This is a genomic window from Novosphingobium sediminicola (assembly GCF_014196525.1).
Taxonomy (GTDB): domain Bacteria; phylum Pseudomonadota; class Alphaproteobacteria; order Sphingomonadales; family Sphingomonadaceae; genus Novosphingobium; species Novosphingobium sediminicola.
Genome location: NZ_JACIDX010000029.1, coordinates 1 through 23733 on the forward strand (window position 1 = coordinate 1; position 23733 = coordinate 23733).

At 61.8% G+C, this 23733-nt stretch carries 24 protein-coding genes and 1 tRNA gene; 19 read left to right on the forward strand and 6 right to left on the reverse strand.

The window, feature by feature from the left end:
* Positions 1 to 120 precede the first annotated feature (120 nt).
* The 4 genes from GGR38_RS22725 to GGR38_RS22740 all read right to left on the reverse strand — a co-directional run bounded on the left by GGR38_RS22725 (position 121) and on the right by GGR38_RS22740 (position 1395).
* Positions 121 to 321 carry a hypothetical protein gene (locus GGR38_RS22725; RefSeq protein ID WP_183629121.1) on the reverse strand — a complete coding sequence of 67 codons (201 nt, stop codon included), beginning with the start codon at positions 319 to 321 and terminating at the stop codon, positions 121 to 123.
* Entirely contained in the window at positions 318 to 881 is a 564-nt protein-coding gene (locus GGR38_RS22730; RefSeq protein ID WP_183629123.1) for a hypothetical protein, read from the reverse strand. The genes GGR38_RS22725 and GGR38_RS22730 overlap by 4 nt, the downstream gene beginning before the upstream one ends.
* Before the next feature lie 96 nt (positions 882 to 977).
* A complete protein-coding gene (locus GGR38_RS22735; RefSeq protein WP_183629125.1) occupies positions 978 to 1175 on the reverse strand; it encodes a helix-turn-helix transcriptional regulator in 198 nt (65 codons plus the stop codon).
* Positions 1176 to 1305: 130 nt separating this feature from the next.
* A tRNA-Ser gene (locus tag GGR38_RS22740) sits at positions 1306 to 1395 on the reverse strand.
* 88 nt (positions 1396 to 1483) lie between these two features.
* Here GGR38_RS22740 and GGR38_RS22745 point away from each other — a divergent pair.
* From GGR38_RS22745 to GGR38_RS22790, 10 genes are all read left to right on the forward strand, one after another.
* Positions 1484 to 2542: a lytic murein transglycosylase gene (locus GGR38_RS22745; protein WP_425497084.1), complete on the forward strand. Its 1059-nt coding sequence runs from the start codon at positions 1484 to 1486 to the stop codon at positions 2540 to 2542.
* Positions 2526 to 3803: a septal ring lytic transglycosylase RlpA family protein gene (locus tag GGR38_RS22750; RefSeq protein ID WP_183629127.1), complete on the forward strand. Its 1278-nt coding sequence runs from the start codon at positions 2526 to 2528 to the stop codon at positions 3801 to 3803. Before GGR38_RS22745 ends, GGR38_RS22750 begins: the two co-directional genes overlap by 17 nt.
* 84 nt (positions 3804 to 3887) lie before the next feature.
* Positions 3888 to 5138, forward strand: a complete 1251-nt coding sequence (locus GGR38_RS22755) for a D-alanyl-D-alanine carboxypeptidase family protein (protein WP_183629129.1) — start codon at positions 3888 to 3890, stop codon at positions 5136 to 5138.
* Positions 5138 to 5779, forward strand: a complete 642-nt coding sequence (gene tmk, locus GGR38_RS22760) for a dTMP kinase (RefSeq protein WP_183629131.1) — start codon at positions 5138 to 5140, stop codon at positions 5777 to 5779. Before GGR38_RS22755 ends, tmk begins: the two co-directional genes overlap by 1 nt.
* The gene (locus GGR38_RS22765) at positions 5776 to 6726 is read left to right on the forward strand and encodes an AAA family ATPase (RefSeq protein WP_343059209.1); all 951 of its coding nucleotides are present in this window, start codon (positions 5776 to 5778) and stop codon (positions 6724 to 6726) included. The genes tmk and GGR38_RS22765 overlap by 4 nt, the downstream gene beginning before the upstream one ends.
* Positions 6727 to 6825: 99 nt before the next feature.
* Positions 6826 to 8370 (forward strand): methionine--tRNA ligase, encoded by a 1545-nt coding sequence (gene metG / locus GGR38_RS22770; RefSeq protein ID WP_183629133.1) that lies wholly within the window; start codon positions 6826 to 6828, stop codon positions 8368 to 8370.
* Positions 8370 to 9143 (forward strand): TatD family hydrolase, encoded by a 774-nt coding sequence (locus GGR38_RS22775; RefSeq protein ID WP_183629135.1) that lies wholly within the window; start codon positions 8370 to 8372, stop codon positions 9141 to 9143. The genes metG and GGR38_RS22775 overlap by 1 nt, the downstream gene beginning before the upstream one ends.
* Positions 9140 to 9919, forward strand: coding sequence for an MBL fold metallo-hydrolase (locus GGR38_RS22780; RefSeq protein WP_183629137.1), 780 nt, complete (start codon positions 9140 to 9142; stop codon positions 9917 to 9919). Before GGR38_RS22775 ends, GGR38_RS22780 begins: the two co-directional genes overlap by 4 nt.
* A 17-nt stretch (positions 9920 to 9936) precedes the next feature.
* A complete protein-coding gene (locus tag GGR38_RS22785; RefSeq protein ID WP_183629139.1) occupies positions 9937 to 10101 on the forward strand; it encodes a hypothetical protein in 165 nt (54 codons plus the stop codon).
* 167 nt (positions 10102 to 10268) lie between these two features.
* Complete coding sequence (locus GGR38_RS22790) at positions 10269 to 10820, forward strand: hypothetical protein (RefSeq protein ID WP_183629141.1); 552 nt, start codon at positions 10269 to 10271, stop codon at positions 10818 to 10820.
* Here GGR38_RS22790 and GGR38_RS22795 read toward each other — a convergent pair.
* Entirely contained in the window at positions 10814 to 12895 is a 2082-nt protein-coding gene (locus GGR38_RS22795) for a TonB-dependent receptor plug domain-containing protein (protein WP_183629143.1), read from the reverse strand. The genes GGR38_RS22790 and GGR38_RS22795 overlap by 7 nt on opposite strands.
* A gap of 115 nt (positions 12896 to 13010) precedes the next feature.
* Between GGR38_RS22795 and GGR38_RS22800 the strand changes: the two genes are divergently transcribed.
* The 5 genes from GGR38_RS22800 to GGR38_RS22820 all read left to right on the forward strand — a co-directional run bounded on the left by GGR38_RS22800 (position 13011) and on the right by GGR38_RS22820 (position 16925).
* A complete protein-coding gene (locus GGR38_RS22800) occupies positions 13011 to 13517 on the forward strand; it encodes a hypothetical protein (protein ID WP_221227225.1) in 507 nt (168 codons plus the stop codon).
* Positions 13514 to 14434: a cytochrome-c peroxidase gene (locus GGR38_RS22805; RefSeq protein WP_183629147.1), complete on the forward strand. Its 921-nt coding sequence runs from the start codon at positions 13514 to 13516 to the stop codon at positions 14432 to 14434. The genes GGR38_RS22800 and GGR38_RS22805 overlap by 4 nt, the downstream gene beginning before the upstream one ends.
* 672 nt (positions 14435 to 15106) lie before the next feature.
* Positions 15107 to 15754, forward strand: coding sequence for a TetR/AcrR family transcriptional regulator (locus tag GGR38_RS22810; protein WP_183629149.1), 648 nt, complete (start codon positions 15107 to 15109; stop codon positions 15752 to 15754).
* 8 nt (positions 15755 to 15762) lie between these two features.
* Positions 15763 to 16443, forward strand: a complete 681-nt coding sequence (locus GGR38_RS22815) for a pentapeptide repeat-containing protein (RefSeq protein WP_183629150.1) — start codon at positions 15763 to 15765, stop codon at positions 16441 to 16443.
* Positions 16443 to 16925, forward strand: coding sequence for an SOS response-associated peptidase family protein (locus GGR38_RS22820; protein ID WP_183629152.1), 483 nt, complete (start codon positions 16443 to 16445; stop codon positions 16923 to 16925). Before GGR38_RS22815 ends, GGR38_RS22820 begins: the two co-directional genes overlap by 1 nt.
* A gap of 9 nt (positions 16926 to 16934) precedes the next feature.
* Here GGR38_RS22820 and GGR38_RS22825 read toward each other — a convergent pair whose 3' ends face one another.
* Positions 16935 to 18158 carry a nitrate/nitrite transporter gene (locus GGR38_RS22825; RefSeq protein WP_183629154.1) on the reverse strand — a complete coding sequence of 408 codons (1224 nt, stop codon included), beginning with the start codon at positions 18156 to 18158 and terminating at the stop codon, positions 16935 to 16937.
* Between the two features lie 94 nt (positions 18159 to 18252).
* Between GGR38_RS22825 and GGR38_RS22830 the strand changes: the two genes are divergently transcribed.
* The 4 genes from GGR38_RS22830 to GGR38_RS22845 all read left to right on the forward strand — a co-directional run bounded on the left by GGR38_RS22830 (position 18253) and on the right by GGR38_RS22845 (position 23561).
* Positions 18253 to 19941 (forward strand): bifunctional protein-serine/threonine kinase/phosphatase, encoded by a 1689-nt coding sequence (locus GGR38_RS22830; RefSeq protein WP_183629156.1) that lies wholly within the window; start codon positions 18253 to 18255, stop codon positions 19939 to 19941.
* A 208-nt stretch (positions 19942 to 20149) separates the two neighbouring features.
* Positions 20150 to 20731 carry an ANTAR domain-containing response regulator gene (locus GGR38_RS22835; protein ID WP_183629178.1) on the forward strand — a complete coding sequence of 194 codons (582 nt, stop codon included), beginning with the start codon at positions 20150 to 20152 and terminating at the stop codon, positions 20729 to 20731.
* Positions 20728 to 21945, forward strand: coding sequence for an ABC transporter substrate-binding protein (locus tag GGR38_RS22840; RefSeq protein WP_183629158.1), 1218 nt, complete (start codon positions 20728 to 20730; stop codon positions 21943 to 21945). Before GGR38_RS22835 ends, GGR38_RS22840 begins: the two co-directional genes overlap by 4 nt.
* A 326-nt stretch (positions 21946 to 22271) precedes the next feature.
* Positions 22272 to 23561, forward strand: coding sequence for an alginate export family protein (locus GGR38_RS22845; protein WP_183629160.1), 1290 nt, complete (start codon positions 22272 to 22274; stop codon positions 23559 to 23561).
* Positions 23562 to 23733: the final 172 nt, after the last annotated feature.

A 23733-nucleotide genomic window follows, 5' to 3' on the forward strand; every position in this document is an offset into this window, starting at 1 on the left:
GACGTTGGGCTATGTCAGTCCTATCGACTTCGAACGTCAGGCTGGGGTAGCCTAAGGAAGCTTATCTCGGTGTCCATCAAACCGGCAGCACCTCAATCAGCAAATTTCCATGCGGAAAATTCAGTAGTTTGAAACTACAGGTTTACGCCCAGCATTCCTAGCACGCACTTCAATCTCGCTGAGCATCTGCCTTTTGGCAGGACTTCGTGCGATCCCCGAATTGCGAAGTGCATTTGTGCTGGATTCGTCATCAATCCAGCCAATGGCTACCTTCCTGCGTTCAACCTGCTCACGAAGAGCGCTTAGCGTGATCGTCTTCATAGTTCACTGGCCCTCCTTTCTTCCAGCAGTTCGAAATTTCCACCCTCATCGGCGATGCGCGATCGTAAATAACTCAAATCGATCTCTTCCGCCAGTTTGAACAACAGCCGCGCCTGAGCAAGCCGACTTTGGTCGCGCTGGCTGGAAGCCGCATATTGGCCAAGACGGTCGGCAATCATGTCCTCGAACGAGGGGATGACGATGCCTTTCGCCTCGTGGAACAGCACACGGATCAGCCGGTTTTTATCGGCACGACCGTCGAATAACTGACCAGAAATTGCTTCAACACCATATTCGGGAAAGTCAGGGTGATAGAAACCGCCTACCAGCCGACCACGACGCTCTTCTCTGACAAAGCCGGAATGGAGCAGCGCAGTTTCCAAAGCGTCATCACTTGGCGCGTACAAATCAAGGTCGCCAGACATAAACGCGCCTTGTGTCTGAACAGCCACCGCGCCACCGCCCACCAGAACTGGGCAATGCCCAGTGGCTCCCTCATAGCGTTCAAAAGCTTCGGCAAGTACGCCAAGAAGGGCAAGGTAAGTGTCCGGGATGGCCATACCATGAAACTATCTCAAGCGCCCCGACATAGCTACAGCTAGGTGGAACTGGTGCTGTGATAGCATGTGCAAGCTATCAACAGGCCTGCAGACGCATCAATCAGAATGGAATTTGGGCGGCGCTTCCATCCATTTCATAACTGCCGACAGGCGCCAGCCGACAGATCGCTTTCCAATCGTAATCTGACGCGGAAAGCCTCCATCGGCAATCATGCGGTAAATGGTCGCTCGAGAACAACCCGTCTTCACGATCACTTCGCCAATGCGAAGAAACCTGTCGTCCAATTCATTCATGCAAACCGTTCCTTGCCGGTCTGCCCGCACGCGCTCAGAGTGCTTCAATCTAATTGAGGGGTCCAAAGAGGAATCCGCTCTTTGAAAAAGAGGAAAAATTTCTATGTTTCAATGCATTGGTACGGAAAATTGGCGGACAGGGTGGGATTCGAACCCACGGTGAGCTTCCACCCACGGCGGTTTTCAAGACCGCTGCCTTAAACCACTCGGCCACCTGTCCTTATGTTGCGGCGCATAGCCCCGATTCCCGGCCAAGCGCAAGGGCCGGCGGGTTTTTTTGCGCGGATGCCTGTGCCATAAGCGACCGCATGACGATCCGCCCCACGCGCCACCGCTGTATGACCGCCTTGTTTTCTCTGGCTTTGGGGCTGGCTGCCACGATGATGCCGCCCTCGCGGCTATGGGCGCAGGAGGATGCCAGCCCGGCCGGATTTGACGCCTATCTGCAACTGCTGGCCGCGCGGGCGCGGGGCGAGGGGGTCAGCGAGGCGACCATTCAGGCGATGACCACCGGGCTGACCTATAACCCTCGCGTGATCCAGCTCGACCGCAGCCAGCCCGGCGCCAGCACGACCACCACACCGCCCGCCTATGCGCCCTATCGCATCAAGCATGTCGATGCCTCACGCATTGCGCGCGGACGGGCGGTTTACGGCAATGTGGCGGGCGATGCCGGGCGGATCGAGGCGCGCTATGGCGTGCCCTTGCCGATCCTGCTGGCGATCTGGGGCGCGGAAACCGATTATGGCGCGGCCAAAGGCGGGTTCGATCTGGCCGGTTCGCTGGCCACGTTGGCCTATGAAGGGCGGCGGCGTGAATTGTTTGCGGCTGAATTTATCGCACTGCTCAAAATGGTGGATCGCGGCGTCCCGCGTGACCGGCTGCGCGGCAGTTGGGCAGGGGCCTTTGGCAACCCGCAATTCCTGCCCTCAGTCTATCTGCGGATCGCGCAGGATGGCGATGGCGACGGCTTTGCCGACATCTGGACCAGCCGGGTCGATACGCTTTCCTCCATCGGCGCCTATTTCCGCGATGCCGGGTGGAAACCGGGGGTGCCATGGGGGGTGCCCGCCTCTGTGCCGGATGGTTTTAACCGGGCCGGTGTCGCCTCGCGACTCGATTCGCCAGTTTGTCCGCGCGTCCATGCCCGCATGAGCCAATGGAAAACCGTGGCCGAATGGCGCGCATTAGGGGTCAATGCGGAGGGAAATATCAGGGATTCTGAGCTAACTACCCTGATCGAGCCGGATGGTGCCGGAAAACCTGCTTTCCTCTTAACCGGTAATTATCGGGTTATCCTCGATTATAACTGCTCGAACTATTACGCCTTGAGTGTGGGATTGCTGGCCAATGAGATTGCCCGTTGAACGTCGAGTAGCGCGCCTGATGCTGGCGGTAGCCGTTTCGGGGGCTGCGCTGGGGGCGGGAATGCCCGCAAATGCCGGGCTCAAGATCCCCTTCGTTTCGGGCGGCGGCAAATTGCCCCCCGCGCCCGCCACGCCCGATACGCCGCGCGCGGTATCGGGTCCGGCGGCGGATTATCCGGTGGTGCTGGGCGAACCGTATAAGGTGGGTGACACCGTGTTTTCGCCCGCCAATGCGATGAATTATGACGCGGTGGGCTATGCCTCGGCGGGCGGACCGGTATCGGGCGTTTCGGCCGCGCATCACACGCTGCCGCTGCCCTCCTATGTCGAGGTGACTTCGCTGACCAATGGCCGCACGATTTTGGTGCGGGTTGAACGGCGCGGACCGATGGACAGCAATCATACGATCGAATTGTCGCCCGCCGCGCTGGCGCAACTGGGCGCGAGCAGCGACGGTCAGGCCCCGGTGCGGGTGCGCCGGGTCAATCCGCTGGAAAATGAACGCGCCCTGTTGCGCGCCGGGATGAATGCGCCCGAACGGATGGCCACGCCTAAGCCGTTGCTGGCGGTGCTGCAACGCCGTCTGGCCACCGATCCCAATGCCAATCACGCGGGCGCTTCGCTGGCGACCAGCGTGCTGGTGGGCGCGGCGCATGACGAGGACGATGATGCGCCCGCCGCCAAGCCCGCGCCCAAGCTGGCGTCAGCGACGCCGGTGGCCAAGCCGGTCAAGGCCGCCATCGCGCCCATGCCCGTGGCCCCCACACCGCGCCAGCCTATTGCCCCGCCTGTTACAGGCGCGTCCTATACCACGCCCCGCTTTACATCCGTTGCGCCGGTCAAGACGCCCGCCGAACTGGCCTATGCCCCGCCGGGCCAACCGGCGCAGAGTTTTGTCCCGGCCAAACCTGTGGTCAAACCGGTAGCGGAGCCCAAGGCGCTTGCCATGGCCAAGCCGATTTCCCCGGCTAAACCGCTTGCCGTGGCCAAGCCTGTCGCCAAGGCCCCCATCGCGCTGGAGGCCCGCGTCAGCGCCGCGCCTGCACCGGTTTCGGGCGGTTTCGTGGTGCAATATGGCGCCTTTTCGGAAAAGACCCGCGCCCAGTCGCTGGCCCATGCCGCAGGGGCGCAGATCGTGGGCGGCGGCGCGCTATGGCGTGTACGCTCAACCGCTTATCCTTCGCGCCCGGCCGCCGAAGCCGCGCTGGCTAAAGCCAGGGCTGCTGGCTATACCGAAGCGCGAATCCAGCGCGGGGATTAAAGGTCGTTCCCCGCGACTGGCGGTTCCCATTCCAAAACGGAAGGGGCCGGACAGATTGCGGGAACGAGTTTGAAAATTTCTCGAATGAAAAAGCTGCTGATTGCTGGCGTTACGGTCTCTGTCGCAGGGCTGGCGGCGCTGGCCGCGCATGGCGGGGTGAATTCGGGTCAGGTGGTTGTGCCGCTGGCTCCGCCTTTGCCTGCGCCCACGTCGAATACGGCCAATGTGGCTTTGGCCGCGCGGGCCGACGATCCTTTGCCCCCGCCCCAGATCAGCGCTGCTCCGGTGGCTTTGCTCTATGATCTGGGCTCTGGGCGCACGCTTTATGCGCATAATGCCGATACGCCCTTCCTGCCTGCCTCGGTCACCAAGACGATGACCGCCTTTGTCGCTTTTGAAATGCTGGCCAAGGGCGAATTGCGCGAGGATCAGACCTTTACCGTCAGCCGCGAGGCATGGCGCGAATGGCATTCCAAGGGCAGCCGCATGTTCCTGTCCGAGGGCAGCAAGCCGACGGTGCATGACCTGTTGATGGGCATCATGAATGTTTCGGCCAATGACGGCGCGGTGGTTCTGGCCGAAGGGGCAGGGGGCAGCGTGGCGGGCTGGGTCGCAAAGATGAACGATGCCGCGCGGCGCCTTGGCATGACGCACAGCCATTTCGGCACGCCCAATGGCTGGATGGACAAGGGCAACACCTATGTTTCGGCCAATGATCTGGTCAAACTGGCCAGCGCGATGCTGACGCGCTATCCCGATTATTACCGCCGCTTCGTGGGCCAGCCCGGCATGACATGGAACGGCATTACCCAGCCCAACCATGACCCCACGCTGGGCGTGGTGCCGGGCGCGGACGGAATCAAGACCGGCTTTACCGGCGAGGCGCATTACAATTTCCTCGGCTCGGCCCAGCGCAACGGGCGGCGCCTGTTGATGGTGCTGGCCGGTGTTCCCACCCCGCGCGAGCGGACGGCGGCGGCCAAGGCTTTGCTGGAATGGGGCTTTTCCGCATGGGAGGATAAGCCGCTGGTGGCCGCCGGGACAAAGCTGGCATCCGCGCAGGTCCAGGGTGGTAAGGTCGGCTCGGTCGATCTGATTGCGCCGCGCGATATGTTTGCCACGATGCCTGCGGGGGCGTCTGCTCCTGCGAATTTGCGGGTGATTTATAACGGACCGCTGGTTGCGCCCATTGCCAAGGGCACGCCGGTGGCCGAATTGGAAGTGCGGCTTGGGGGAGCCGCTCCTGTGCGTTTGCCATTGACGGCGGCGCAGGAGGTCGAAAAAGGCGGGGTCATGGATCGGGTAAAGTTTGGTTTTGCAAGGTTGATTTCCTGATGGGGGAACAGGTCAGGGCACCGGGGCGCTTCATTGCGCTCGAAGGGGGCGAGGGCGTTGGCAAATCGACCCAGAGCAAGTTGCTGGCCGAAGCGTTGCGCGCGGGCGGCTATGAGGTCGTGCTGACGCGCGAACCGGGCGGCACGGCGGGGGCTGAGGCAATCCGCTCGCTGTTGCTGGGCACGGAAGGCGAGGGATGGGGCGCGCGCGCCGAAGCGCTGCTGTTTGCGGCGGCGCGGGCCGATCATGTCGAACGGCTGATCCGTCCGGCTCTGGCGCGCGGGGCATGGGTGATCTGTGATCGCTTCATCGATTCCAGCCGCGCCTATCAGGGCGGCGGCAGCGGATTGTCTGACGAGGACGTGCTTACGCTCCATCGGATCGGCAGCGAGGGCCTGTTGCCGGATCTGACCTTGCTGTTCGAGGTGCCGGTCGAGGTCTCCTCGGCAAGGCTGACGGCGCGTGATGCCGATGGATCGGACCGGATCGGCGGGCGTGCGGCGGACTATCACGCCCGCGTGAGCGCGGCCTTTGAACGGTTTGCCGAGGCCGAGCCGGAACGCTTCGTCCATCTCGACGGCGCCGAGGATGTCTATGTCGTGCATGATGCCGTGATGTCGGCGCTTGGCCCGCTGTTGTGACGCGCCTGCTGGGCCATGATGCGCCCTGGCGCGAATGGCACGCGGCGCTGGGCAGCGCGCGGATGCATCATGCCTGGATTCTGGCCGGGCCGCAGGGCGTGGGCAAGGGTAGCTTTGCCCGGATCGCCGCCGCTGAACTGGTGGCCGAGCCGGGCGTGGCACAGCCTCCGGTCGAGGCGCATCCCGATATTTTGATCCCCGAATATCCGCCCGCCACCAAGGAAGACGAGAAGAAACGCGAGGCGGGCGAGGACTATAATCGCAAGCGTTCGATCCCTATCGACGAGATCCGCCGGATGCAGCACCGGTTGAACACAAGACCCACGCTGGGCAATCGGCGGGTGGTCATTCTGGATACGGCGGACGATCTGGAAAAGAACGCGGTCAATGCGCTGTTGAAATCCTTGGAGGAACCGCCGGCGGGGACCTATTTCCTGTTGGTTGCGCATCGTATCGGGCGTTTGCTGCCCACGATCCGGTCGCGTTGCCGCATTCTGCGCTTTGCGCCGCTGGAGGATGGACAGGTCGATCTGGTGCTCAGCCGCGCCGCGCCCCATACCAATGCGGCGACGCGGGCGGCAGCGATTGCAGCGGCGCAGGGTTCGCCCGGCGTGGCGCTGGAATTTGTCGAGGAGGATCTGGCCCCGGTTCACGCGCTGATGCAAAGACTGGCGGTCGAGGGCGATCCCGATCTGGCGCTGCGGGGCGCTCTGGCCACGGTGATGGGCACGCGGCCCAGCCGGGCGCGGGTTCAGGCGGCGTTTGAATTGGCGCGCGCGGTGCTGGCCGATAACCTGCGCGCAGCAAGCCCTGAGCGTCAGGCGCGGATGATCGAGGCCCATGCCGCGCTGGTCCGACTGGGGGCCGAGGCGCCGATCTTCAACTATGAGCCGCCCATGCTGGCGATGGAAATGGGGGCGCTGTTGGCCTCCGCATCCGGGCGATAATCGGATAGGGGCAAAAAAGCGGTTTGCAGCGGGCGGATGCTTGCCTAGAGAGGCGGCAATCTCTTTTATTGCCCATTCTATTGCAGGTGCCGCAGGCTCATGGCCGAACCATTCTATATTACCACCGCCATCGCCTATCCCAATGGCAAGCCGCATATCGGCCATGCCTATGAAGCGATTGCCGCCGATGTCATCGCCCGTTTTCAGCGGGCATCGGGCCGCGATGTGCGGTTTCAGACCGGCACGGACGAACATGGGCTGAAAATGGCGCAAAAGGCGCGCGAGTTGGGCATTACACCCCGCGCGCTGTGCGATGAAATGTCCGCCCATTTTCAGGCGATGTGCGACACGCTGAACATCAGCTATGACAAGTTTCAGCGCACCACCGACGAGGCGCATTACCGCGCCAGTCAGGCGATCTGGCAGGCGATGGAGGCCAAGGGCGACCTGTACCTCGACCGCTATGAGGGCTGGTATTCGGTGCGTGACGAGGCTTTCTATGATGAAAGCGAGTTGGTCGCGGGCGAGGATGGGGTGAAGCTCTCGCCCCAAGGCACGCCGGTCGAATGGACGGTGGAGGAAAGCTGGTTCTTCCGCCTCTCGGCCTATGGTGATCGTTTGCTGGCGCTTTATGCCGAGCATCCCGAATTCATTCAGCCCGAGAGCCGCCGCAATGAAGTGATCCGCTTTGTCGAAGGCGGTCTGCGCGATCTCTCGATCAGCCGGACCTCGTTTGATTGGGGCGTGCCGGTGCCCGGTTCGCCGGGCCATGTGATGTATGTGTGGGTCGATGCGTTGACCAACTATCTGACCGGGCTCGGCTATCCGGAAAAGACGCCGGAGATGGACAAGTGGTGGCCCGCCGATATCCACCTGATCGGCAAGGATATTGTCCGCTTCCACACCGTCTATTGGCCCGCGTTTCTGATGAGCGCGGATCTGGCGCTGCCGCGTCAGGTCTATGGCCATGGCTTCCTGCTGCATCGTGGCGAGAAGATGTCGAAGTCGCTGGGCAATGTGGTCGATCCGCTCGAACTGGCTGAACGTTTTGGGGTGGATTCCCTACGCTATTTCCTCCTGCGCGAGGTCAGCTTTGGCAATGACGGTTCGTATAGCGCTGAGGCGATTGTCACGCGGTGCAATGCGGAACTGGCCAACAGCTTCGGCAATCTGGCGCAGCGCACCTTGTCCATGATTTTCAAGAATATGGGTGGTGTTCTCAAGGCCAATTGTGCGGTGGCTGAGGCCGATAGCGCGCTGCGTGATGCGGTCGCCGCCGGTATTGCCGAAATGCGCGCCGCCTTTGCCGATTATGATTTCAGCGCGGGCCTCGATGGCTGGATGCGCGCTGTTTTCGCCTGCAACGCCTATGTCGACGAACAGGCGCCGTGGACCCTGCGCAAGACCGATCCGGCGCGGATGGAGGCGGTGTTAATGACCCTGCTGCGCTGTGTGCGTGATCTGGCGCTTGCCGTTCGGCCGGTGGTGCCGAGCGCGATTGATCGCCTGCTGGACCAGATGGGCGTTGAAGCGCGCGATTATGATGCGCTTGATACCGACTGGTTGACCGCGCTGGCGGGGCAATTCACCTTGTCGCAGCCGGTCGGCGTATTCCCACGTCTCGAAATACCCGCGGAGGATTGATGCTGATCGATTCGCATTGTCACCTCAATTACAAGGGGTTGGTCGAGGATCAGGACGAGGTTCTGGCCCGCGCCCGCGCGGCCGGGATCGGCGGTTTCCTCAACATCTCGACCCGGCAAAGCGAATGGGACGCGGTGATCGCCACGGCGGACCGCAACCCCGATGTCTGGGCCACGGTGGGCATTCATCCGCATGAGGCGGACGAGCACGCCGATCTGGGCGAGGGGGCCTTGTTGGAGGCCACGCGCCATCCCAAGGTGATCGGGATCGGAGAAACCGGCCTCGATTATTATTACGACCATTCCGACCGCGCGGTGCAACAGGCCTTGTTCCGCACCCATATTCGCGTGTCGCGCGAAACCGGCCTGCCGCTGATCATCCACACCCGCGATGCCGAGGAGGACACCACGCGCATCATCGAGGAGGAGATGGGAGAGGGGGCCTTTCCGGCGCTGATCCATTGCTTCACCGCCTCGGCCGGGTTTGGGGCGCGGATGGTGGAACTGGGGCTGACGATCTCGCTGTCGGGGATTGTGACCTTCAAGAATGCCAAGGAATTGCAGGCCTTTGCGGCCGAAGTTCCGGCCGATCGTCTGTTGGTCGAAACGGATTCGCCGTTCCTTGCGCCGGTCCCGCACCGGGGCAAGACTTGCGAGCCGGCCTATACCGCCGACACTGCGCGTTTTGTGGCGGGATTGCGGGGCGTTGCGGTTGAGGAACTGGCCGCGCAGACCACGGCGAATTTCCGCAAGCTGTTTGGAAAAGCGGCATGAAGGCGATCATTCTGGGCAGCGGCACCTCGACCGGCGTGCCGCGCATCGGCGGCGAATTCGGGCTGGATTGGGGCGATTGCGATCCCGAAGAACCGCGCAACCGCCGCACGCGCGCCTCGATTCTGATCGAGAGCGATTCTGGAACGCGGTTGCTGGTGGACACGTCCACCGATCTGCGTCAGCAATTTATCGCCAACAATATCCATAAGATAGACGCAGTTTTCTGGACCCACGATCATGCCGACCATGCCCATGGCATCGATGATCTGCGCCCGCTGCGTTATGGCCGAACCGGGCCGATACCGGGCTATGGCGTGGATGAAACGGTGCGGCGGCTGCGGCAACGCTTTGGTTATGTTTTTGCCGGCCAATTTGGCTATCACACGATTGTTCAGCTCGAAACGCTGAATCAGTTGCGGATGTGCGCTGGCATCGGCATCGGCTGGACCGTGATGCCGCATGGACCGGCCAAAAGCACCGGGTTTCGCTTTGATTGTGATGGCAAGACAATCAGTTACGCCACAGACTTCAGCGAGATTACCGATGAGATGGTGTCGCTGTTCTACGGCTCGGACGTGCTGATCACCGATTGTCTGCGGCGCGAGGCGCATCCGACCCATGCCAATCTGACGATGTCGCTTGAATTGGCCAATCTGACCAAGGCGAAAAAGGTCGCGCTGATCCATCTGGACAAGAGCATGGATTACGCGACACTGAGTCGCGAAATTCCGGCTCATGTCGATGTAGGTTTTGACGGGATGGTCATTACGGCATGAGCTCGGCCGGGATCAGCATGGATCAGATTGTCGCGCTGATTGCGGTTGCTTTGATGCTGATGCTGGTGTGGCGCAATCTCTCCAGTTATCGGCTGAGCGCGGGGCGAAAGTTGGGTATGGCGCTTCTGTGGGTGGTGGCTTTCGGGCTGATTGCATTATTGGCGGCGCAGTTCGGGTTGTAGGTGGACGCATAGTCGCACGGAACATTCTTTACATAATCGGCATTATCGGAACATTCTGTAAGCGCAAAAATCGCGCTATTATTCCTCTGTGCGGTCAATCTCTTTTGCAATCCTGCCGCCACCGAAATCCCCTAGCCGCGCGGCGTCAGGCACTCTAAGGCGCAGCCATGACGATAAGCCAGAACATTCTGCAATTGGGCAAGCGCGTGGCCGCCAGCCACGGCTGGAGCGTGGCCAAGGCCTTCAAAGCCTATGCGATGAGCGATGCCGACCGCGCGGTGATTTCTCGCGCGGCGGTTGATCTGCTGGCGATCTTTCCTGCCGCCCCCGACGCCCCTTCAGACCTTGGCGCAATGATGAGCGCCGCACTCGCGGTCAGTCTGGAGCGCGCGATTTCCGCGCCGGTTCATGTGATGCGCGGCCATCTGGCCATCGAGGGTCGCCCGGTTCTGGGGCCTGCCTATGGCTGGCTGATGGTAGGTCCTTATGTGGTGGATATCGCCCTGTTCCGCCTCGCTTATTCTGCAGGTGCCCCTGCGCTGTTGGCCAAACACGTCGATCTGGTGTTTGGCCCGAACAAGGCGCTTTACGTTGATCACTGGTCGATGACGCGCCGGGTCGGGCTGCGCTATTCGCCAGAGCATGTATCGACCGAGGCAGAAGTCACCGCGCTGATGGGCGATGCCTTCCACCGGATCAAACAGGCCCGCGATCAGTAACTGGCGCGGAACGAGAGCTGATAGCTGCGCCCGACCTCGGGGAAGCCGTCCACGAGCTGATAATTGGCATCGAACAGATTGCGCGCCGAAACGGCAATGCTGATCCCCTTGCGCAATTCCACTTCGGCCTTGATCGCGGCATTCACATAGGCGCCGGTGCGGTAATAATGGATCGGCGTCGCGCTGGTCACCGTCCAGCGGCTTGAGGCGATGTCGGCGCTGGGGATCAAGTGGAAGCGCGAGACGGGCGTCCAGTCGGCATAGACGAAACCCTTGTGGCTGGGCACATCGGTGGGCCGGAAGGCGGCATTGCCCGGATCGACCAAATCGCGATGCACCCATGTGTAATTCCCGCCAAGAGCTAGGCCGGGCAGCACTTGCGCGCTGGCCGAGAGTTCGACGCCGTAATATTTCCCGCGTGAAACGTTGAGCGACTGGGTCATCACCGTCTGCGCGCAATTGCCAGGCGTGGTGCTGGCGGTGCAGGCATAGCCCAGCACGCTTTCCGAAACGATGGCGTTGGACACCAGCGCGTGGAAGGCGGCGGCCTCAAGCTTGACCACGCCAAGGCGCGTCGAGCCGCCGATTTCGATCTGACGCGCACGTTCGGGCTTCAGGCCGGGATTGGGGATCGAGGTGCCGAAGCGCTGGCTAAACCTTTCAAAGATCGTGGGGAAGCGCGCACGTGAGGACAGGCTGACGTGCAGGCGCGTATCGGCATTCACCGCCCAATCGAGACGTCCCTGCCCGCTCCACGCGCTGGTGTTGCGCATCGGGTAATTGTACAAGATGCTTGCACCCGATGTGCCGAGCGGCGCGCCATACTCCTCGGCCCGCTTCAGATCGCGCCAGTCATAGCCCCCGCCCAGCGTCAGGCTCAGCGCCGGGGTCAATTGATAGGCATGTTCGAGCCCGAGACTATAGGTGTTTTCAAGGCTGGTCTGCACCGGTTCGACCGCGCCGCTGGGAAAGCTGGTCTGCGCCTCACGGTGGCGGTCGGAACGCATCTGAAACGCGATGCTGATCCGCTCCTTGGCCGAGGGGCGCAGCGTCAATTCGCCCGATCCGCCCAGCGCTTCATCCCAATAGGGGCTGTCGAAGGCGCGGCCCAGCGTTTGAGTATTCTCATTCGCATTATCCCATGCGCGCAGCATGTTATAGAAATTGTTGCGATAAAGCCGGGTCTTGAGCGCCCCGATCTCACCCAGCGCGGTGGTCGAGAGGAAATAGAGGCTCTCGGTGTTCCACGCGGGCCATGTCCAGAAACGCTGGGAAGAGACCGGATCAGTGATATGCAGCGGGGCCAGTTTCTGCCCCTCCTGCCTTGTATAGGCGATCACATATTCATCGGTCGCATTGGGGGTGAAACCGGCCTTCACGTTCACCCGCCAATTGCCCGATTGCGACAGGTTGCGGCGGCCCGCCGGTTGGTTGGTGGTGCCGGCATAGCCGCCCGCCAGATCCCAGTGATCAGTGTAATTGCGGCCAAAGCTTCCTTGCGCATACCATTTATCATGCCGCGTGCCGATCAGCGCATTGGCCGAATAGCCCGCATATTCGCCCTGCCGCCCCAGATTGAGGCTCGCCCCAACTTTAGCTTCCAGTTCCTTGGTCGGCTTGGCGGTGACAAGGTTGATCGCCCCGCCCATCCCGTCCGGCCCGTTGAGCACCGAAACATAGCCCTTGGCGATCTGCACCTCGGCAACGTCATTGGTCAGAAAACGACCGAAATCCAGACGGTTATCAGCGGGAAGATAGACCCTTATGCCATCAACGCTGAGCGGCACCTGAAAGCGGTTGAATCCGCGCACGAAGATCAGCCTTTCATTGCGCGTGCCCCCGCTGTTGCCCGCCGAAACGCCCGGAGCCATGGCCACCGCATCATCCAGCGTGACGCGGCCGAATGTCTCGATCGCCTTGGCGCTCAAACGCTCACTGGTGATTTCCAGATCCTTGGGCGCCGTGGCCGTCACCGCGATCTGGCCCAGCCCAAAGCTCGTGCTTTGATCCTCGGCAAAGGCGGGTTGGGCAAGCATGGTGGCCGCCAGAAGCGGGAAGATACGGGCCGGTTGCATGGAAAATTCCCTCATGGCTGCCACGATTATGGCTTGTGATTCGTGGCATTATCTATATCCATAAAGATATAGATTCAATGCTGGGGGCGCAATCATGCCGAAAAATGGCGTAATCATGGCTGGGTTTGGGGCGCTGGTGCTTGCCGTCTCGGGCGGTCAGACTTCGGCTCAAATGCCCGCCGTGCCCGCTTGCGCCGCGCCGGTCATGCCCAGCGGCGACTATGCCCAATGGGCCAATCCGGTTGCGACGAAGGCGGGCAATGATCTAGCCGGGGCACCTATTTTGCCTATCGGCACGGCGGGACGCGTGGCGCTGAGTTCGACACCTCAGGTAAAATATGAGGTAAGGCCAGAAAAACCCGGTGGTTCTATGAGCTATGGTGGTATTCTTATTCTCAATATTACCAAGTCAGGAACCTATCGCATCGCGCTGGGATCGGCGGCATGGCTTGATGTCATCGGCACGGATGGCCCCTTGCGTTCAACCGCGCACGGTCATGGGCCGGATTGCACCGGTATCCGCAAGGTTGTGGAGTTCTCGCTGGAGCCGGGCCGCTATACGATACAGATCGCGGCCAATGGCGCCAGCGATGTGACGGTGATGACCCTGCCCAATCCATGAAGTCAATCTTTGCGATTATGGCAATGATGATCTCGGTCGCCGCGTCGCAAGTGCTGGCGCAAAGCGATCATGATGCACGGATCGCGCTGGGGCGGCGGTTGTTTTACGACGCCGACCTCTCGCGCGATGGCACGATGTCCTGCGCCACATGCCATGAGCAGCGCCACGGTTTCGGCGATGGTAACCGCACACACCCCGGCGTGACGGACGAGCCGGGGCGACGAAATGTGCCCGGCCTTGCCAATGTCGGCCGGTTCTCGCCCCTGACATGGGCCGATCCGCGCCAGACCACGTTGGAAAAACAAGCGGCCGTTCCGGTTTTCGGCACGCATCCGGTTGAAATGGGCATGGCCGGAATGCAGGCGGAAATCCCTAAGCGGCTGGGCGCTGATCCCTGCTATCGCCAGATGTTTGCCGCCGCCTTTCCCGGGCGCGATCAGACGGTGAATTTCGCCAAGGTTGCGCGCGCGCTGGCCAGTTTCGAGCGCAGCCTGATTTCGCGCGATACGCCCTTCGACCGTCACACTCTCTCGCCCGAGGCTCGCGCCGGATGGGCGGCCTTTCGCCAATCCTGCGCCTCATGCCACAAAGGCGCTGATTTTACCGATATGGCCTATCACCGGCTGGGGCCGCCGACCCCGAGCGCGCCCGATCAGGGCCTGTATGAAGTGACCGGGAAACAGGCCGACAGGGGGCGCATTCGCACCCCTTCCCTGCGCAATGTGGCGGTAACCGGCCCGTATTGGCACGATGGTTCGGCGCCTACGCTCCATGATGCGATCATGCGCCACGGCTTGCCCCTGCCCGCTGGCCGGGAAGGCGCGATCATCACGTTTTTAAATATGCTGACTGACGATAAGTTTCTGACCAACCCGAATTTTTCTCTACCTCAGACTGCATGTGGCAAGAATTTGTGAAACAGATGTGATTAGTTTCCCTCTTCGGCAATCTTAGCAACAAATTCGGATTGCCGCTTTGCATGCCAAGGCGACCTTTATTCTTGTCTTTGATCCGCAAAGCAGACACGCGGATGCGGCGAATGATGAGGCGTTAACCGCTTTGGGTGGGCTCGACCTGGGGCATCTGGAATTTTAGTCCATCTTTGCCGATGGTAATAACGCTTGGGCCCGACTTCAGCGTGGCAAGATGGTAAGCGCCTGAACGGAGGGCTTTGGCAAAAGGATCGCCTTTTGCCCGATGCCGACTGCGCCAGACTACCGATATCATGAGCCATGAGGCATGCTCTCTCATCTGGCTTGAACGCTGTTTCGCCCCCTATCATGCGATCCTGTCGCATCGCGGGATGGCGCTGTACTGGATCTGGCGGCTCATCTGCGACTTGCGCTCTGCGCCGCGCCCGCCCCCTGCTGCTGGTCAGCGATGGCGCGCGGACGGCAGGTTTTCCTCTGCAAGGCCTTTGCGCGGTGGAGCGGTTGACGGCAAAACCAGTGAAAAAGACAGGCGGTACCATGGGCTCTGTCATGCTGACCAGCGAGGGGCGTACCTGCTCGGTCCTTGATCTTGCTGGACTAATTCCTTTCGACATTTAGCCCTGTTGCCTCGCGCTATTGTATGCAAAAGGGAATGGCATGAGCGATCCCTCCCCCCCGCCCCGTACCGGCGCGAAGAAGCGCGCACACGGATCGGCGCCCAAATCTGCGCCCAAAACGGCGGGCGCATCGGCCAAGGGGCTAGCGCGGCGTGAGGAAATCCTCAACGGCCTGATGGAACGGTTGAGCGGCCAAGAATTGCGCAACCCCTCGCTGCGTGAGATCGGGCGGGCGCTGGGGATCGAACCGGCCCATATCCTCTATTACTTTTCCAGCCGCGAGGAATTGCTGCAACAGGTCATCATGCGATGGGACGAAGGCGCACGCCGCGCCGCGCCTGCCGCCGCCAACCCGCTGGATAATTTCGTCCAGCAGGTGCGCCGCAACATCGCCATGCCGGGCATCCTGCATCTCTATTTCACCTTTGCCGCCGAAGCGGTCGATCCGGCCCATCCCGCGCATCATTTCTTTCAACAGCGCTTTGCCGCGGTTTCGGCCTCGCTGGCGGGTCATATCCGCGCCCAGCAGACCGCAGGCCTCATTTCGGCCGCGATGGACCCGGACAGCAAAGCGCGCCAGTTGATCGCCCTGTCGGACGGACTGCAATTGCAGTCGCTGGTCGATCCCACGGTGGACGCCTATCGCGAAATGATGGATGCGATCGCCACCATGTGTCAGGCGCAGTAAAGAGGATCATGCAGGAAACTATCGAAAATCGCGCGCTGGGCCGCGACGAGGTCGCCGCTTTGGCGCAGGCGCACAAGGGCGGCGTGCATCTGGTCGAATGCGATCTGGATGAGGCGGAACTGGGGGAACTCGATCTGGCCGGGTGGCGGTTCGAGCGCTGCACGCTGCGCCGCGCCGAATTGGGCAAGACCCGGCTGGAGCGCACGCAATGGCAATCCTGCCGCGCGCCCATGGCCAGTTTCTTCAACGCCGATCTGACCGATGCGGTGTTCCGCTCGTGCGATCTGAACAATGCCAATCTGCGCCATGCGCGCATGACCAGCTTGCGCTTTATCGGCGGGAAACTGACCGGGGCGGATTTGGGCGATGCACGGATTATTGATGCGCATTTCGAGGAAACGCTGATCGCCGGGGCCAAACTGGCCGGGCTGGATTTCCGCAAGCAGCGTTTTGCGCGGGTGGACTTTTCGCAGGCCGACCTGCGCAAATGCGATTTCCGCGATGTGAGCTTCGAGGATTGCAGCCTGCGCGATGCCAACCTCGTCGGCGCGCGTTTTGACAAGGCCGATCTGCGCGGGGCCGATCTTGGCGGATTGCGGCTGACCGATGCGGCGCTGTTTCGCGGGGCGACGATTTCGCGCGCTCAGGCGGCGCAATTGCTGGCCGAACTGGGGCTCAAGCTGGGCTGATGCCCGCCGCCTATCACCTTGATGCCGATGCCGCACAAATTGCCGCGGCTCTGGGCGCGGATGCGGCGGGCGATGTCTGGATGGGCGGGCCGGTGGCGCCGGGCGGTTATGCGCCCGTGGCCATACGAGATAAAGAGCGCGGGCGCATTCTGGTCCCGCGCCTGTGGGGCGTGCTGCCCCCGCCGCGCGGCGAACATATCGTAACCCATGTTCGCAATCTGGACAGCCCGTTCTGGATCGGCACTCTGCGCCATACCCAGTTCCGCTGTCTCGTGCCGATGACGGCCTTTCATGCGCGTGGCGGCTGGATGGAGGATCGCGCCAGGCCGGTTCTGGCGGGTGCCGGCATCTGGCGCGATTCCGAAATTCCCAGCTTTGCGATACTGACGGTGGAGGCCATGCCGGTGATCCTGAAGCCTCAGGATTTCGGGACATGGCTCCATGCCGATTTCAAACTGGCCCGAAGGCTGGCCAAAAGTTAAATTCGCGGGTTAGATCCGGACCCCGCTGATCGCCGCCCCCCAGGTCGTGCGCCAGCGCTTCTTGACACCCGTCAGACCGGCCAGAGCCAGCACCGAGAGAGCCGCGAAGATCAGGAAGCCGCTGCTCATGCTGCCGGTCCACTGCTTGGCAAGGCCGAGCGAAGAGGCAAGGTAGAAACCGCCCACGCCGCCGCCAAAACCGACAAGGCCGGTCATCACCCCGATTTCATGACGGAAACGCTGCGGCACCAGCTGAAACACCGCGCCATTGCCCACGCCCAGCGTCGCCATGGTCAGGAAGAACAGCGGGAACATCACGGCAAAGCTGGCCGGAGCCTGCGAAATCACCACCAGCAGCACGGCGGCCAGAGCATAGACGCCCGAGAGCGTCTTGATGCCGCCGATGCGGTCGGCCAAAGCGCCGCCCATCGGGCGCACCAGCGAACCGGCAAACACGCAGGCCGCCGTGGCATAGCCCGCCTGAACCGGGGTAAAGCCCAGTTCGCCCGTGTACCAGCTGGGCAGCGAACCGGACAGGCCGACAAAGCCGCCAAAGGTCACGCCATAGAACAGGATGAACCACCATGCATCGCCATCGGCCAGCATCTTGAAATAGCCCTTCACATAGTCGCCGGTCGATTTGGCGGGGGGCTGATGCGGGCTGTCCTTAACGAAGACGAGATAGGCGACGAAGACGATGGCAACGGGAATGGCGGCCATGCCCAGCACATTTTCCCAGCCAAAGGCCTTGGCCAGCAGCGGCGCGAAGATCGCGGCCAGCACCGTGCCCGAATTGCCCATGCCTGCAATGCCCATCGCCTTGCCCTGATGCTGGGGCGGATACCAGCGGCTGGCCAGCGGCAGCGCCACGGCAAAGCTGGCCCCGGCAAAGCCAAGGATGATGCCCACCGCGATCAGCCCGTTCATCGAGGCGACCCCGAAATGCCATGCCGCGACCAGGCCCAGGATGACGATGATCTGACCGATCGTGCCGGTCACCTTCTGACCGATGCGGTCGACCAGAAAGCCGTTGACCAGCCGCAGCACCGCGCCCGCCAGAGTGGGCACGGCCACGATGAAGCCCTTTTGCGCAGGGGACAGCGCCAGCGCCTTGGAAAAGATCGGTGCCAGCGGGCCAAGCAGGTTCCAGACCATGAAGGCCACGTCGAAATAGAGGAAGGCCATTATCAGCGTGGGCCGATGGCCGGATTGCCAGAAGGATTTGTCAGTCATCGCAAAGGGTCTCCACGGTGATGGGATTTAAGGGCTTGACGGGCGCCTTGGCCAGCCTGCCAATCGCGTGTGTACGTGAGAGGGATGGCGGGACATGCGCGACGAAGGCAGGTTGTGGGTAAGCGCGGGTGTGGCCAGCGAATGCGGGCCGCGCGCGGAAAATCAGGACTTTGCCGGAGTTTACCTCGGCACGGAAATCGAGCGTGCGGGGCGCGGGATGGTGGCCGCGCTGGCCGATGGGGTGTCGGGCGGCAAGGGTGGCCGGATCGCGGCGGAACTGGCGGTGGCCAGCCTGCTCGACGGATATTTCACGCAGAGCGACACGATTGGCGTGGCCGCCGCCGTCAACCGTGTGATGGCGCCGTATAACCGTTGGCTTTCGGCCATGGGCAGGTCCGAAGCTATGGCGCATTGCGCCACCACTTTTACCACATTGGTTCTGCGTGGCCGCCGCGCCCATGTCTGTCATGTGGGCGACAGCCGGGCATGGCTGCTGCGCGATGGGCATCTCAGCCAGATCACCAAGGACCACACCCATTCCCACCCGGACCGGCGCCACATCCTGCTGCGCGCGCTGGGGCTGGAGGAGGAGTTGCGGCTGGACCATCACGAGATCGCGCTGGCCGAGCATGACCGTTTGCTGTTGACCAGTGACGGGGTGCATGGCGTCCTGTCGGCGCGAAAAATCGAGAAAATTCTGAGCCAGCGGCAGTCGGCCGAAGCCGATGCACAGGCTCTTGCCACCGCTGCGCTGGATGCGGGCGGACAGGATAATGCCAGCGCGTTGGTGCTCGATGTGGTCAGCCTGCCCGCCATGGGCCATGATGCAATTGCGGGCGATCTTGCCCGCCTGCCCATCCTGCCGCCGCCCGAAGCGGGCGAGAGCGTTGACGGGTTCAGGCTGGAAAGCATCCTGTCCGACGGGCGCTACACGCGATTGTTCCGCGCCACCGATACTGCCGATGGTGCCGAAGTGGTTATTAAGTTTCCCAAGCCGACCCTGCTGTCCGAAAGCGGCGCGCGCTCGGCTTTCACCCGCGAATTGTTGATCGGCAGCCGGGTGAGCAGCCCCTTCGTGGGCGGCGCCATTCCCGTTTCGCTCGAACGCCAGACCCGCCTTTACGGGGTCCAGCCCTTTTACGACGGGCAAACGTTGGAAGAGCGGATGAAGGCCCCCATCGCGCTGGACGAGGCGCTGGGCATTGCCGTCGGCCTGACCCGCGCGGTGGCCGCGCTGCATCGTCAGGGCATCATTCACCGCGACATCAAGCCGGAGAACGTCATCCTGCCGCGAGAGGGTGGGTTGAAGCTGGTCGATCTTGGCGTGGCGCGCCTGCCCCGCATCGAGGATTTCACCGGCGACGAGATCCCCGGCACGCCGTCCTACCTGGCCCCCGAAATGTTTTCCGGCGAGGCGGGCAGCGAGGAAAGCGATCAATTCGCGCTGGGCGTGACGCTGTGGCGGCTGTTCGCCCGCGTCTGGCCCTATGGCGAGGCCGAGGCCTTCAGCCGCCCGCGTTTCCGCGAGGCCGCTCCGCCCAGCCGCACGCGGCCCGAATTGCCCGGATGGCTCGACGCTGTCCTGTTGCGCGCGGTGGCGATCCAGCCTCAGGACCGGTTTGGCGATGTGGTTGAATTGCTGCGTGCGCTGGAAGGCGGCGCGGCGGTCGAGCGCACGCCCTTGCGCAAACCCGCATTGATCGAGCGGCATCCGGTCGCCTTCTGGAAAGGCGTATCCGCGCTGCTCTTTGCGGCTCTGATTGCGGTGTTGGTATGGAAGTAAAAGTCGATTCGACATGGCGCGGCACCTTGCTGAAAAGGAGCGGCGCCATTGCCGACTGAATTGATGAAAAATGATTTTGCAATAGCCGACCACGTCTTTGCGGCAGCTGCGAAATAAAAATGCCGGATTCGTCTCGCTTATGCAAGAGCAAATTGGAAATCACGCAAAGCCCCTTGCGTTGCGGCCCATCCGCCGCCATCGAGAATCCATGCGAATAGCGATCATCGATGAGAGCGCGGTACGAGCCAGCGTCATGCAGGAGGGGTTGGCGCAGCTTGGCGATTGCGAGATTTTCGTGATCACCGAGAGGCGTGGATTAGTGCGCCGGATTTCGGAAATTGACGCCGATATCGTATTGATGGATTTAGGAAATCCCAGCCGTGACGTGCTGGAGGAATATTTCGCCGTCAGCCGCGTTCTGGCCCGCCCCATCGCCATGTTCGTCGATGACTCCGACGAGGAATCCATCGGCGCCAGCATAGATGCCGGGGTGTCGGCCTATGTGGTCGATGGCTTTGCCCCGCACCGCATCCGCTCGATCCTTGATCTGGCCATCCGGCGCTTCCATGCCTTTTCGCGCCTGCAAACAGAACTGTCTGTTGCGCAAAGCAAATTGGCCGAACGCGAGTCCGTCGATAAGGCCAAACGCATTTTGATGCAGACGCGCGGATTGGGCGAACCGGAGGCATACGCCGAATTACGTAAGACCGCGATGAACCAGGGCAAGCGCATTGCCGAAATCGCCGATGCGGTGGTCACCGCGCATAAATTGATCGGAGGGGCAGCATGACGACCAAATTCTCCATCGGTTTCCTGCCTCTGGTCGATGCGGCTTTGCCTATTCTGGCCCATGTTCATGGCTTTGCCGCCGACGAAGGGCTCCGCCTCGAACTGGTCAAGGATGTCAGTTGGGCTACGGTGCTCGACCGGCTGCTTTATGGCCACACGGATGCGGCGCATATGGTGGCGCCGCTGGCGATTGCCACCACGCTGGGGCGCGGGCGCCCTGCCCAGCCGCTGTCGGCGCCCTTTGTGTTGGGGCTGAACGGCAATGCGATCACGCTGAAATCCGATCTGGCGCAGCAGGTTGCACCCGAAGGCGCCTTGGGCGATCCGGTGGCGGTGGGCGCGGCGCTGCGCGAAATTGCGATGGAGCGCAAGGCGGCAGGCCATCCTTTGTGCTTTGGTGTGGTGCATCGCTATTCCAGCCATAATTATATGCTGCGCTACTGGCTGGCCGGTTGCGGCATTCGGCCCGATGAGGATGTTGAAATCACCACCGTCCCGCCGCCTTTCTGCGCCGATGCGCTGGAGGCGGGCGATGTCGATGGCATTTGCGTGGGCGAACCGTGGAACAGCGTCGCGGTTGAACGGGGCGCGGGCACGATCGTTCTGGCAACAGCGCAAGTGTGGCGGCGCGGGGTGGAAAAGGTGCTGGCCATGCGCGAATCGGTGATGGAATCGCGCCGTGAAGAAGTGGAAGCGCTGATCCGCGCGCTGCACCGCGCGGCGCGCCAATTCGTCGATCCCGAGGCGCTGCTCACCAATGCGGCGATTTTGGCGCGACCTGAATATCTCAATGCCGATGTCAATCTGATCCTGCGCGCGCTGGGCGACCGGCTGTTGCTGCACAAAGGCGGCGAGCTGATCCATTTCCCCGATTTTATGTTTCAATATCGGGAAGCGGCGAATTTTCCGTGGGTTAGTCAAGCGCAATGGCTTTATTCCCAAATGCTGCGCTGGGATCGCACGCCCTATGACCCGCAGGACGAAGTCAAGGTCGCGCGGGTTTTCCGCCCCGATGTTTACCGCAGCGCGCTAACCGGAACGGATGCTCCTTTGCCGGGCGCCTCGTCCAAGGTGGAAGGCAGCCTGCATCAGCCGATGGTCGTGGGGACGCAGCAAGGGCTTATCACGCTGGAAAAGAATGCGTTTTTTGATGGGCGCATCTTTGATCCGCATGATCTGGCGGGCTATCTGGCGCAAGATTCCTACGCCAAATAGCGTAGGCGGCGGTTTCCGGCGGAATAAGCGCTTGCTGAAATTTCAAGCCTCGCCGTAAAACCAATGTGCGTTTCGAGAGGTTGGGCCCAAAGACGGGCCCTGCCGATGGAGCCGAAACGCCAGCAAAAGTTTCGTGGCAATGGCGCCGCCCGGTCTGTTCCCCAAGCAAGGGGAAGCGGATCGAGGCGGCTTTTTGCGTTTTACGCCCTGCCCCACCGGACCCGCGCTGGCCGATATAAAACAGCAATCAGAACATTAACCCGCCAGGGCGGGATCGGGAGAGCTTTGCCTTTTGAACGGGCAGATTTTCCATGAGGGGACGAGCCATGATCCGTTATCTGCTGACCGCCGCGCCGATCGCGTTAATCGCCACGACTGCCTATGCTGCTGCGCCTGCGCCCAAATTTGGCGATCCGGTGCCCTTTGCCGATGGCACGATGACGTTTGACCCGATTGTCGATGCGCGCCTGCGCTGGGAAGATGTTGATGCCACGACCAAGAGTGCGGACGCCATCACGCTGCGCGTTCGCGCCGGGGCGGAAATCAAGCACAAGGCTTCGGGCCTCTCGGCGCTGGTCGAGGGCACGGGAACGGTGGCGCTGGACGACCGTTACAATGGTTTCCCCTATGCCAACACCGCCAGCAGCCAGTATCGCAGCGCTCAGGCCGTCATCCCCGATCCGCAGAACGCCGCCTTCAACCGGTTTCAGATCGCCTATCAGAAGCAGGGCATCGGCCTGACTGTAGGCCGCCAGCGGATCAATCTGGACGATCAACGCTTTGTCGGCTCGGTGGGCTGGCGCCAGAATGAGCAGACGTTTGACGCGGTGCGCGGCACTGTCAATGGCGGCCCGATCTCGCTGGACGCCACCTATGCCATCAGCCAGCGCACGATTTTCGGCAATGATGGCGGCCCGCGCACGGCCTATAACGGCCACTTCATCTTCCTCAACGGCGGGCTGAAGAACGCGCTGGGGTCGATCAAGGGCTTTGCCTATATCCTTGATTACGACAAGACGACCTTCTCGAACGCGGCGGCGCGCAGCACGCTGGACAGCTCGCAGACCTACGGCGTTCGCGGCAATACGGCGCCCATCAAGCTGGCCAAGAGCATCAATTTCGTGCTGACCGGCAGCTATGCCAACCAGCGCAATTATGACCGCAACGCCAAGTCCTATAATGCCGATTATTACTTTGGCGAAGCCGCGCTCAATGTCATGAACACCACCTTCACCGGCGGCTATGAAGAGCTGGGCGCGGATCGCGGCGCGACGGGCGGCACATGGTCGTTCCAGACGCCGATGGCCACGCTGCACAAGTTCAACGGCACCGCCGACCTGTTCCTGACCACGCCCGCCAATGGCCTTGCCGACACCTATGTGGGCGTTGCGGGCAAGTTTCCCAAGGTTAAGGCTCTGCCCGGCCTGAACTATGGCGTGACCTATCACTGGTTCGGCAGCGCGGTGAACAGCCTGAAATATGGCAACGAGCTGGACGCCCAGATCGGCTTCAAAATCAGCAAGATCACATGGCTGGTCAAATATGCCGATTATCAGGCCAAGGGCTTTGGCGCGGATACCAAAAAGTTCTGGCTACAGGCTGAATATGCATTTTAAATCAAATGACTAACCACAATATTTCGCAACCGCACAAAATCTCTTGCAGATAGGCTGCGATGCGGTAAGATGAGCCCATACATGCATTGGTTCCTCGCCCAGCGTCGGGCGGATTGACCGGAACCATCGCATACCATCCAACATATGCGTGGCAACGAAGCCGCATCGAACC